Here is a 10522-nt window from a genome sequence, read left to right on the forward strand (position 1 = left end):
GCCGGAGCCGAGCCCGGCCGAGCCGGAGCCCGCCGCCGGGCAAGCCGCGGCAGCGGAAGACGATATCGACGACGACGATATCGACAGCTGGATGTAAGCAGGTCCCCGGGGAGCTTCCGTCAGCGGAGCGGCTCCGGGGATTTTTTTTGCCCATCGGAATGATTTCCTTAGGGACTGGATTCCCGGATTTCTTCCTGTTGGTTCCGCAATCCGCGGATGGATGAGGCACAACGAAGGCCTTTGTTGGTAATTCAGACATGAATAGGCAATATTGCGCCATAATAAAAGCGTACCCGTAATTTTCTTTTGCAGTTGCAGCGGTTAAGTTGTAAACTATCGGTAGAAGTTCCGTGCCGACCGCCTGGCCGACAACGATAAGGTAGTCTTTGACTCACTCGACGTTTTCTCGGTGCCCAGGCTGGAAGCGGCCGTTTTTTTGCGTAAGCATGAAGGTCTGATGGTCTGGACTGATATGTGAATTTTGGTACAAACTCAGTCCGGCCACAACGGCATGATTCCGCATTGAGGCTGCTCCCATTCGCTGTGCGCATGATGACAACGTCCCCGCCCTCGGCCGCGACCCTGCGGAAGTTGACAGCAGCGGACGCAAGAAATCGCGGACAACCGAGGGACGGAACCGCATTTCCAGAGCAAAGGAGGAAGTAATTCCATGTCCGAAAACCAACCAACTCAAGCGGTGGCGACTCAAGAGCCATCCGCGGCGGTACAGCAGCGCGATATTCTCGACCAGCTCATGAAGCCGGAAGTTCAGGAGTCCCTTACGGTACTTGTGGATAATCTTCCGAAGCTGGCCGAAATCGTCACGCTCATGACCAAATCCTACGATGTAGCCAAGTCGCTCGCGACGGACAAAGTGCTTATCAACGACTTCGGAGGCGGTCTCGGCGAGATGGTGAAGCCGATCGTCGACAAGACCAAGACCGTCGCCCAAGCGGCTATCGAAGCCGGCGACCAAGTCAGCCACGAGTCTTCCAGCGTAGGCCTCTTCGGCCTGCTGCGCATGCTGAAGGACCCGAACGTCCAGCGCACGCTGCGTTTCACGCAGGCATTCCTGGACAATCTCGGCGAAAAGCAGAAGAACCAAAACTAACCCGCGCACTCCCCGCGGGGAGGCTGCATAGAACGTGAACGGAGGATGAACATGGCGAAGCATATTCTTATCCTGGGCGGCGGCTACGGCGGCCTGCTGGCCGCTACGACGGCACGCACGCACTTTACGCCGCAGGAAGCCCAGATTACCGTTGTCAACCGGATCAACGCGCACCAAATCATCACCGAGCTGCACCGTCTTGCCGTCGGCAACCTGTCCGAAGGCAATGTGGCGCTTCCGCTGGACAAGCTGCTGCGCGGCAAAGACATCGACCTGAAAATCGGCGAAGTCGCTGAAATCAAGCCGGACGAGAAGCAAGTGAAGCTGTCTACCGGCACGACTCTGTCCTACGATGCGCTTGTTGTCGCACTGGGCAGCGAGACGGCATTCTTCGGCATTCCAGGCCTGCAGGAGCACAGCTTCACGCTGAAATCCGTTGCAGACGCGAACAAGCTGAAAGCCCATGTCGAAGCATCCGTGGCGAAGTACAAGCAGTCCGGCAACAAAGCCGACCTGACCTTTGTCGTCGGCGGCGGCGGTCTGACGGGCATCGAGCTTGTGGGCGAATTCGCCGACATGCTGCCCGGCCTCGTGAAAAAACACGGCATCAGCTATGACGAAGTTTCCCTGTACTGCGTCGAGGCTGCTCCTACGATCCTGCCTGGCTTCCCGGCCGAGCTGGTCGAGCGCGCGACGACTTCCCTCGAGAAGCGCGGCGTCGTGTTCAAAACCGGCCTGCCGATTACGGAAATGAAAGGCACGACCGTATCCTTGAAGGACGGCAGCACGATCGAATCGAGCACGGTCATCTGGACGGGCGGCGTGCAAGGCACGGCTGTCGTGGCCAACTCCGGCATCGAAGTCAACCGCGGCCGCGCCACGGTTACGGAAGGCCTGCAGTCCACCTCGCATCCGGATGTATTCATCGCCGGAGACAGCGCTGTAGTCATGGGTCCGGAAGGACGCCCGTTCCCTCCTACGGCTCAGCTGGCTTGGCAGATGGGCGAGCTCATCGGCGCCAACATCTACGCTTACTTCAATGGCCACCAGCTGGACTCGTTCTCCCCGGTCTTCTCCGGTACGCTCGGTTCGCTCGGCCGCAAGGATGCGATCGGCACTATCGGCGGCAACCAGACCCGCCTCAAAGGCTTGCCGGCAACGCTGATGAAGGAAGCTTCCAACATCCGCTACCTGTCGCACATCAACGGCCTGTTCTCCCTGGCTTACTAATTCGTCCTCATCCGGGACCGACCCGGATGCGACCGCATGGAAGAACCGCATGGATACATTCCATGCGGTTTTTTTTCATTCCAGGGAAGGAAAATGCCGAACGCATGCGCCTAATCGAGAAGAGGGCGGGCTGCAGCCGTCTTCCAAGCCGTCTTGAATTTTATCTCCGTTTAACCTGGGCTCATGGCGGGTAAGGAGGACTATACCCGCTACAACAGGAAAAGGAGCGATAACCATGGCAGAAGGACTTAGCGACAAAGTGAAGGGCGCAGTCAACAAGGTGAAAGGCGAAGCCAAGGACCAATGGGGCAACGCTACCGACAACCACAAGCTTCAAGCGGAAGGGAAGCTGGATAAAGCCAAGGGCGAAGTCCAGGAAAAGGTCGGAGAGTTCAAAGACCGGCATTGAAGATGAAGCGAGCAAAGACTCTTGTCTCCTAACGGGGCAGGGGTCTTTTTTTTGCATGAAGACAACCTTTCTTGCCTGTAATCTGCCGTTAGGCTTGGAATCGGGCATGGGGCCGAGGTGGAATTGAGGACCGCTCGAGAGGTGCTTCCGGATTTCTTGAATGATACTAGAGAGCCAGCCAATGAGGGACCGTCGCCTGGGAGATCCGGAGGAGGAGCGGGCGCTCCGTCCGCAGGAGGAGGCGCAGTTCCATCCCGCGCCGCTGGGAGGCGCAGCCGCCGGGTTCTATAATGAGGTCAACAGTCAACTAAATAATGGAATCGAAAGGATGACCGACCTTGAAGGAATTGATTCGCAATGGGGTGTTCATGCGCCTGTTTCTCGCTACGGTCTGCTCTCAGCTGGCCTCTACGATCGGAGCGATGGCGTTCGCCTTTTATATGCTCGATCGTTTTTCCTCCCAGCCTGCTTATGCTTCCATCGCTGAAATGCTCTACTCCGCGCCGACCGTATTCGTTTTTCTGTTTATCGGAGTGCTCGCAGACCGCTTTGACCGCAAGAAGATCGCAGAGAATACCGGATGGATCCGCACCGGGTTGTCGCTCTGCATGCTGGGGGCTTTGGCTGCGGGGGTCTGGCTGCCGGTCATCTTTCTGATCCTATTCGTTCGGGCTGGGGTGACCAAGTTCTACGCCCCTGCCGAAACAGCGATGATCCAAGGCATCCTGAAGGAAGATCAGTACGTGAAGGCCTCGGGACTGAACCAATCCGTATTCGGCGTGTTCATGCTTTTCGGAACGGGAATAGGAGCCTTTGTGTACCATACCGTCGGGATTATGGGTGCGGTAATCATCGATACGGTCGGATTCCTGCTGACAGCTCTCCTTATCCGCTCGCTGAAGCTGCCTGTCGAGGTGACGCTGCCGAACGGCAAGCAGCCGCTCTCCTCGCTCAATATGAGATCGGTATGGGGTGATTTCAGCGTCGGCTTCCGGTATATTTTCAGCCGCAAGCTTCTGATTGCGCTGATATCCGGATTTGCTTTGTTCGGATTGATCAACGGCTCCTTCGCAATCCTGCCCATGCTGACGATGAAATACCATCTGGCCCCGGACAACTACCAGCTGTACGCCTCGCTGTTCTCCGTCTTTCTCGGCATCGGCTTCCTGGCCGGGAGCGCGCTGGGCTCCATGCTGATCGATAAATTCAAAATGCATCAAGTGCTCATCGCATGCGTTCTTGTATCCGGTCTGATCGCCTTGGTTCTGGGCTTTGTAGCTTCTCCCTGGATATACCTGATTCTAATACTAGTGATGGGAATCATCCTTGCCCCGCTGAACATCGTCATCGGCGGCTGGCTGCCCAAGCTCGTGGAGCCTTCCAAGATGGGGCGCGTGAGCGCCTGGATCGATCCTATCATGATGGCCGGACAGACGCTGATGCTCGGTCTCATCGCTTGGCTGTATCCCTCCCGCTTCACGCTGCTGGGGCTGTATCTGTTCATAGCCGTGCTGCTGCTGCTGACCTTCGTCATCTATATCTTCACGCTTCCCCGCTTTGTCCGCGAAGAAGAGGGAGCTGCCCGCATCGACAGGAAGGGAACGGCCGTTGAGACCGGACTCTAATCTTCGGGAGGGAGAGACGATTCAGCGGTTAAAGGGCAAATGGCAGTCTGGAAGGCTCTTGGATCCGTTCGTTGGAATACGGTTTGAAGGATAATGTTCGGAAATACTAGAGTCTCTCCCTCTTTTCATCCGCATTATTTGCCAATAAAACCTAAATGACCTTGTTTCCCCGTTCAATATCATCATCATCCGTTCTTTTGTGCGGTTTTTGTAGAATGATGGCTATTAAGCTTCAACGATCTTCAATGACTATGTGTATCGAGCGATTTGCTGAGAAACGCCGCCGGGTTGCAACGAACGCCCCCTTGTAGGCTTCTGTTTTATCTGATTTCTCAATGCCTTTGCTTTCGCTTTTGCTGGATTGGTTTTCGTTGAAATGGTCCCGTTCATTTGAACGGGTTTTTTTCGATTCCTGATGTTCATAAAGGGGAATGAATTATCTAGATTGAGTATGGCTAAATGAAGAAAATGATTGTGGATTCCATTAGATTCGGATTAATCGGTATTATAAAATTGCATGTAATGAACCTAGTCTATGGAACGGTCACTCTGGCATAGACTCCTTGAATTGTTTGCTTCCAGGGGATGTTAAGCAAGGGTTGCTGCCGCCTGAGCCGCCAAAGCGATGGGTTTGTGGTGGGAACGGGTAGAGTGTGGGAATGGATGGAATCACAGGGAATGGCTGAATTGGCCAGGGTGGTTTGAATGGTCGCAGCTACGGTTGCTGCTCACGATTGCAGGTCACGGTCGCAGGTACCGGTTGCAGGTCATGGTCGTTGCAGGTCTTCGTTGCAACGGTTGCAGGTCATGGCCGGCCGCGCATCACAGTCGTTGTTCATTGGTCGTTGGTCATCGGTCATTGACAATGGGCGACTGGTCACAAGCTGCTCAAATTGGGCGGACATTGTGTAGCCGACGCTCTCCCGCGGTGCGGATATTACCTCGCTGAGTTCCCTTGGGCTCTTATCTGGCCGGAAATACAATTGTTCGGGAGGGAGGCGCGATCAAGCAAAGGGAGTCCCGATGGAAGCAAATTGGGGTAGGTGAATCCGATTGAAGAGATGCTTTCAAATTAAAATTGTTCGTGATTAATCGATCCTCTCCCTCTTTTCAATCGAATATAGAGCCAATAAAGCCCAATTGGTTGATTTTTGCCGTTCATTGCAATCGATTTTTGTCTTTTCATGCGGTTTTTGTTGAATATCCTCTATTTTCAGCTGCCCTTATCGATTGCGGAATTAACGGCATTCAGATTCGTGTCTTCCTACTTGACTGGAACGATGCGCTGATGGGTTTCACGGTAAAAGTCATTCTTTATAATCGGAAATAGAATCGGATAAATTCAGATGAATCGGAAAGTTTAATTCATGCAAATCAAAACCCTTCCCGCATGACGGGAAGGGTTGGTTTTGTTTCGGGAGCATTGAATTTTTTGAAGGGGCTAGGGGGCGACTAGCACAGGAATGCGCGACTGATGATGACCAGCAGGATGAAGAGAACCAGAATGGCGCCGATGCTCGAGTAACCCCAGCCGCCGTAGCCTGCGCCTACGCCGCCAACTGCTCCGCCAACTCCATAAGACATGTGCAAATCCCCCTTTAGTGTTATAAGTTAATTTATGATTGTTGCTATCGTGATGTTCGGGCGGGAGGTACAATTGTGCAAGAGCCCAGCTGCACCTTCCTCATGCTATGCTAATAGAGGAAAGCCCGGCTGATGATAACCAGCAGAATGAAGAGAACAAGGATGGCTCCGGTGTTCGTCCACACACCACCGTATCCGACTCCTCCGCAGCCTGCTCCTACTCCGCCAACGCCGTATGACATTTGTCAAATCCCCTTTCGCTTGAGATAACACATCATACGCGGGGGCGGACCGTGATGTTTGGGCAGGAAGGTCAATCGAGGAGAAATGGGCATGCAGCCGAAAGGAGCCTTCGGCCGCTTTCATCCGAGCAGGGGAAAGCGCCGGATCGCGAGCGATCCGGCGCCAGCCGAGAAGTCGGTTAGACGAAGAAAATGCTGCTGATGATGACCAGCAGAATGAAGAGAACCAGAATGATTCCGGTGCTGCTGACACCGCCGCGAGCGGCTTCGACTTTTGTTTCTGCGCCTTCTACATATTCAGACATATCAAAACTCCTTTGTTGTGGAATGATACAATGTATGAGCTGCGGCAGCATGCCGATTGGACGGGAAGGACAAATGTGCGCTTGGCTACGTCGCGGTCGTAGCGCCTTCAAGCCGAATCGGATCGGCATGAAAAAGCCTCCTGAAGGCTGTCTTCAGGAGGCTTTTGGTTTTTACCCTCGAACTAGTACAGGAACGCGCGGCTGATGATTACGAGCAGAATGAAGAGAACCAGAATGGCGCCTGTGCTGGAATAGCCAAAGCCGCCGCGAGCGGCTTCGACTTTTGTTTCTGCGCCTTCAACGTTTTCGGACATTTCAACTCTCCTTTTCAATGGAATGATGCATCGTATGATTTTTCCTTGCATGCCGATTGGATGGGGAGGACAAATGTGCGCTCGGCCATTTTCAGTCGTTATCGGCCTCCGAAGGAAAGCTAAACCTCCTGAAGGAAATCCTTCAGGAGGTCTCTGGTCCAAATTCAATTATACGTGAAACCTGCCCAGTCCTAGACTAGTACAGGAATGCGCGGCTGATGATAACCAGCAGGATGAAGAGAACCAGAATGGCGCCCGTGCTCGAGTAACCCCAGCCGCCGCCGTAGCCGCAGCCTGCGCCTACGCCGCCAACCGCTCCGCCAACTCCGTAAGACATGTGTCAAATCCCCTTTCTTGTGGTATGCCACATCATACGGCGAGCGCACCCGTGATGTTTGGGCGGGAGGTACAAATGTGCATATGCTGATTTTAGGGTGGTGCCCATGCGGTCCAGGCCTTGTCTGGGCATATTGGAATTGATCCTCGCATAGAAATGTAGTCCTTTCAGGGGCGAGGAGGAACATCGCATGACTATTTTCCGGGAAATAATCGGCGGCGGCTTTGAGCAGGTCGCTTTTTGCCATGATGCGGAGAGCGGTCTGAGAGCGATTGTCGCCATTCATAACACGGCAGCGGGACCTTCGCTTGGCGGATGCCGGTATATGACATACGCGGATGAGGAAGTCGCCCTGCAGGATGCGATGCGTCTCGCGCGGGGAATGACGTATAAAAACGCGGCCTACAACCTCCCTTACGGGGGAGGAAAGGCTGTCGTCTGGAGGGATCCCGCAGCTAGGATGGAGGAATGCGGACCGGAAGCGACACGGGCGCAGCGGAGGGCAGGGAGAAGCGGAATGGGGGAGCTGCGGGGCGAAGAGTACGGGAGGCGGCGGCTGTTCCAGTCACTGGGACGGTTCATTGAAGGCTTGGGCGGCCGTTATATAACCGGACTTGATCTGGGCACCTGCATCCAGGACATGGACGCGATTCAAACTCAGACTTCCTATGTAACGGATACATCGGGAAGCATCATGGCGCAGGATGATTTTACGGCCGAGATGACGGCATACGGCGTGTATCAGGGGATGAAGGCTGCCGTAGGTTATCGTCTTGGGCTGCCGTCGCTTTACGATCTCAAGGTGCTCGTTCAGGGACTTGGCAAAGTAGGCTTCCGGCTGTGCCGGTATTTATACGAGGATGGGGCCAGGCTGATCGTCTCCGACCTCAATGACTCCGCTGTTTTGGAGGCGGTGAGATACTACGGGGCAAGGCGGGTGAAGCCGGAGAACGTCTATAAGACGAAATGCGATGTATTCGCGCCTTGCGCCCTGGGCGGCATACTGAACGATGTGACCATCCCCCGGCTGCGCTGTTCGATTGTCGCCGGAGCAGCCAACAATCAGCTGTCCATGGAACGTCACGGGGAATTGATCGAGGAGAAGGGAATCCTCTATGTCCCGGATTACATCCTGAATGCCGGCGGAATCATCATCACCGCTGGAGAGCTGCAGGGGTTGGGACGAGAGGAGCTTCAGGAAAGCGTGCAGGCCGTGGCTGAAACGGCAAAGGAGGTTTTCCATCTGGCGGAAAAATTCGGCATTCCTCCTTCCAAGGCGGCAAAACGGCTGGCGGAACAAAATCTGGAACGGTTGAAAAAACGATGAGCAGTAAAAAAGCCGGCTCGGACCGGAGATCCGGCAAGTCGGCTTTTGACGGGCAAGAACGTCTAATATTTGTATTTCTTGATTAGGAGCTGGCTTTCGACGCCAGCGATGCCGGGCAGATTGTACAAGCGCTCCTGGAGAAAAGCTTCCATTTCCTGCATCGTGGCGAATACGGCGTGCATATGCAGTTTGCTCGGCCCGGTCATATGGTGAAGCGCGGTGACGGCAGGCTCGTCCGACAGCCGACGCGCTACTTCGCTGAGACGATGAGGTTCGACTTCAACATGAAAAAAGGCCGATACGTTCATGCCGATCTTCTCGGGATTGACCAAGACCGTGAATCTTTCCAGGGTGCCGTTCTCGATCAAGGCATTGACTCGTGCTTGGACGCCGACCCTGGAGATGCCTACTTCCTTGCTGATATCCGTATAAGACATCCGCGAGTTGAGGCGGAGCAGCTCGGTAATTCGGCGGTCCAGAGCATCCAGCTTGGTAGAGGGAATCGTATAGGAAGGCGGCCTGGGAGGTTGGGCGGACATTTCAATCGTCTCCTTTGGCAGGCTGATCATCGCTGGAACGGAAGTGCCTGGCATTTTTGCTAAAATCACTATATCGGGTTCGGATCGCCATTACAAGACATAAATCCATTATATGGAATTTTGAGAGCGGCATTAACGGAGCCGCCTGCGGGTTGCCATCGTCGGCAAGAGCGGCCTTTTCGTTGTCCGTCAGGCTTCTGCCGGGCCTTCCGAAGGCAAGTCCGCATACAATGCAGCAAGCGGATGGACCTTGAAGGAGGATGTGATTGGACATGATTCATGTGACGGAAGAAAAAGATTTCTTGATCCGGCTCAACGGGCTCATCGGCGGAGCGCAGACCCTTCTGGATGTAGGAAGCGGCCCCGGACCGCTCCTGACGTCCCTTCATGCCCGGCAAATAGTCGCGCTCGACGTCCATAAGCCGTACGTGGACTATATAGCGGCCCACTATCCGTCCGTTGTGCCTCTACACGCCGATGCGCTTGAGATCGGAAGGCTCTTTGTCCCAGGCTCCTTTACGGCTGTTACACTGGTGGATGTGCTTGAGCATCTGGAAAAATCGGCGGGATACGAGCTTCTGAGGCAGGCGGAAATCATCGCGCGCGAGCGGGTCATCCTGTTCACGCCGCGGGGTTTTTTCCCACAGGAAGCTTTCGACCATTACGGGCTCAACGGCGAAAAGTATCAAATGCATCGCAGCGGATGGGAGCCGGAGGAGCTTGCGGCTCTCGGATACGAGGTTACGGTCATGAAGGGGTTTCATGATGCTTCCAACCCGGCATTTGTGAACGCATACGGCAGAGATCACGAGCCGGTCGATGCGCTGATGGCCGTCAAGCGGATGGCATAAGCAGACCAGGCGGTATAGAGAGGAGAAGGCCCGCGAGCGGGTCTTTTTTTTTGCTCGAAAATGGCTTCGGAATCCAATCGGGAGAATTGGACGCCGGTTTCCGACATAGCCTTCTAATAATCAAGGGGGTTAATGGCATGCCTGATCAACCGAGAAGAAGAAGACACGTATCCAAGCGGCCTCACTCCCAAAAGGATTGCGAGATGCCTGTCCGAAAGAAGCATCATTGCGTGATTCCGGTCACGCCGGCGGAAGCGGATCAATGGGAAGCCCTGCTGGAATGGCTTGATCTGGCATTGTCGGAATGGCCAAGAGGCGTTGCGGACGGGTCGCTCAGAGAGGTGCTGGGCCAGCTGCTGCTTCTCATCAACTCGATGCGGATTCCTTTGCAGGAAAAAGGGGTGCTGCAGGCGGCTCTGGAGCTGGCGATCGGTCAGTATGAAAATCGGAGCGAAAGCGATGCGCTGCTGATTGTCACTCTCCAAGCAATGGTGACCGAGCTGCTCGGCGCGGTTCTCGTCTTTTGCGTATCCCCGCGCGTCAAGGATGGATGGGTCGGCCTGCTTCGCGAGGCTGGACGGCTGCTGGCTCTGGCGGGGCGGTCGCTGGGCGCAAGAGGAGCTGCCGGCGCAACGGGCCCGACCGGAC

At 54.9% G+C, this 10522-nt stretch carries 13 protein-coding genes; 7 read left to right on the top strand and 6 right to left on the bottom strand.

What is annotated here, in order from left to right; genetic code table 11:
• Positions 1–670: 670 nt before the first annotated feature.
• The 4 genes from BN871_RS16965 to BN871_RS16975 all read left to right on the top strand — a co-directional run bounded on the left by BN871_RS16965 (position 671) and on the right by BN871_RS16975 (position 4375).
• Positions 671–1111: a DUF1641 domain-containing protein gene (locus BN871_RS16965; RefSeq protein WP_048747568.1), complete on the top strand. Its 441-nt coding sequence runs from the start codon at positions 671–673 to the stop codon at positions 1109–1111.
• Positions 1112–1162: 51 nt separating this feature from the next.
• A complete protein-coding gene (locus BN871_RS16970; RefSeq protein WP_048747571.1) occupies positions 1163–2341 on the top strand; it encodes an NAD(P)/FAD-dependent oxidoreductase in 1179 nt (392 codons plus the stop codon).
• 235 nt (positions 2342–2576) lie between these two features.
• The gene (locus BN871_RS27000; RefSeq protein ID WP_083436505.1) at positions 2577–2750 is read left to right on the top strand and encodes a CsbD family protein; all 174 of its coding nucleotides are present in this window, start codon (positions 2577–2579) and stop codon (positions 2748–2750) included.
• A gap of 338 nt (positions 2751–3088) precedes the next feature.
• Positions 3089–4375, top strand: coding sequence for an MFS transporter (locus BN871_RS16975; protein WP_021881006.1), 1287 nt, complete (start codon positions 3089–3091; stop codon positions 4373–4375).
• Between the two features lie 1452 nt (positions 4376–5827).
• Here BN871_RS16975 and BN871_RS27815 read toward each other — a convergent pair.
• The 5 genes from BN871_RS27815 to BN871_RS28495 all read right to left on the bottom strand — a co-directional run bounded on the left by BN871_RS27815 (position 5828) and on the right by BN871_RS28495 (position 7157).
• Positions 5828–5959, bottom strand: coding sequence for a hypothetical protein (locus tag BN871_RS27815; RefSeq protein ID WP_021881005.1), 132 nt, complete (start codon positions 5957–5959; stop codon positions 5828–5830).
• 110 nt (positions 5960–6069) lie between these two features.
• The gene (locus BN871_RS29205; RefSeq protein WP_217900070.1) at positions 6070–6201 is read right to left on the bottom strand and encodes a YjcZ family sporulation protein; all 132 of its coding nucleotides are present in this window, start codon (positions 6199–6201) and stop codon (positions 6070–6072) included.
• A gap of 179 nt (positions 6202–6380) precedes the next feature.
• A complete protein-coding gene (locus BN871_RS27005; RefSeq protein WP_021881004.1) occupies positions 6381–6506 on the bottom strand; it encodes a sporulation protein YjcZ in 126 nt (41 codons plus the stop codon).
• A 182-nt stretch (positions 6507–6688) separates the two neighbouring features.
• Positions 6689–6820, bottom strand: coding sequence for a hypothetical protein (locus BN871_RS28490; RefSeq protein ID WP_021881003.1), 132 nt, complete (start codon positions 6818–6820; stop codon positions 6689–6691).
• 196 nt (positions 6821–7016) lie between these two features.
• Positions 7017–7157 (bottom strand): hypothetical protein, encoded by a 141-nt coding sequence (locus tag BN871_RS28495; protein WP_021881002.1) that lies wholly within the window; start codon positions 7155–7157, stop codon positions 7017–7019.
• Between the two features lie 190 nt (positions 7158–7347).
• Here BN871_RS28495 and BN871_RS16980 point away from each other — a divergent pair, with 190 nt between their 5' ends.
• Positions 7348–8484 carry an amino acid dehydrogenase gene (locus BN871_RS16980; RefSeq protein ID WP_021881001.1) on the top strand — a complete coding sequence of 379 codons (1137 nt, stop codon included), beginning with the start codon at positions 7348–7350 and terminating at the stop codon, positions 8482–8484.
• 62 nt (positions 8485–8546) lie between these two features.
• On the opposite strand, the gene BN871_RS16985 is transcribed toward BN871_RS16980, so the two are convergent.
• Positions 8547–9023: an Lrp/AsnC family transcriptional regulator gene (locus tag BN871_RS16985; protein WP_048747574.1), complete on the bottom strand. Its 477-nt coding sequence runs from the start codon at positions 9021–9023 to the stop codon at positions 8547–8549.
• Between the two features lie 272 nt (positions 9024–9295).
• Between BN871_RS16985 and BN871_RS16990 the strand changes: the two genes are divergently transcribed.
• Positions 9296–9874 (top strand): class I SAM-dependent methyltransferase, encoded by a 579-nt coding sequence (locus tag BN871_RS16990; RefSeq protein WP_048747576.1) that lies wholly within the window; start codon positions 9296–9298, stop codon positions 9872–9874.
• 230 nt (positions 9875–10104) lie between these two features.
• Positions 10105–10522: collagen-like repeat preface domain-containing protein (locus BN871_RS16995; protein ID WP_157060317.1), on the top strand; the 418-nt coding region annotated here is incomplete at its 3' end.

The sequence above is a fragment of the Paenibacillus sp. P22 genome, from assembly GCF_000469945.2.
GTDB classification, from domain to species: Bacteria; Bacillota; Bacilli; order Paenibacillales; family Paenibacillaceae; genus Paenibacillus_O; species Paenibacillus_O humicus.

What these genes read in the sequence shown, in the direction of transcription:
- BN871_RS16965 (WP_048747568.1), top strand. Translation starts at nt 671, where the DNA reads ATGTCCGAAAACCAACCAACTCAAGCGGTGGCGACTCAAGAGCCATCC.
- BN871_RS16970 (WP_048747571.1), top strand. Translation starts at nt 1,163, where the DNA reads ATGGCGAAGCATATTCTTATCCTGGGCGGCGGCTACGGCGGCCTGCTG.
- BN871_RS27000 (WP_083436505.1), top strand. Translation starts at nt 2,577, where the DNA reads ATGGCAGAAGGACTTAGCGACAAAGTGAAGGGCGCAGTCAACAAGGTG.
- BN871_RS27815 (WP_021881005.1), bottom strand. Translation starts at nt 5,959, where the DNA reads ATGTCTTATGGAGTTGGCGGAGCAGTTGGCGGCGTAGGCGCAGGCTAC.
- BN871_RS29205 (WP_217900070.1), bottom strand. Translation starts at nt 6,201, where the DNA reads ATGTCATACGGCGTTGGCGGAGTAGGAGCAGGCTGCGGAGGAGTCGGA.
- BN871_RS27005 (WP_021881004.1), bottom strand. Translation starts at nt 6,506, where the DNA reads ATGTCTGAATATGTAGAAGGCGCAGAAACAAAAGTCGAAGCCGCTCGC.
- BN871_RS28490 (WP_021881003.1), bottom strand. Translation starts at nt 6,820, where the DNA reads ATGTCCGAAAACGTTGAAGGCGCAGAAACAAAAGTCGAAGCCGCTCGC.
- BN871_RS28495 (WP_021881002.1), bottom strand. Translation starts at nt 7,157, where the DNA reads ATGTCTTACGGAGTTGGCGGAGCGGTTGGCGGCGTAGGCGCAGGCTGC.
- BN871_RS16980 (WP_021881001.1), top strand. Translation starts at nt 7,348, where the DNA reads ATGACTATTTTCCGGGAAATAATCGGCGGCGGCTTTGAGCAGGTCGCT.
- BN871_RS16985 (WP_048747574.1), bottom strand. Translation starts at nt 9,023, where the DNA reads ATGTCCGCCCAACCTCCCAGGCCGCCTTCCTATACGATTCCCTCTACC.
- BN871_RS16990 (WP_048747576.1), top strand. Translation starts at nt 9,296, where the DNA reads ATGATTCATGTGACGGAAGAAAAAGATTTCTTGATCCGGCTCAACGGG.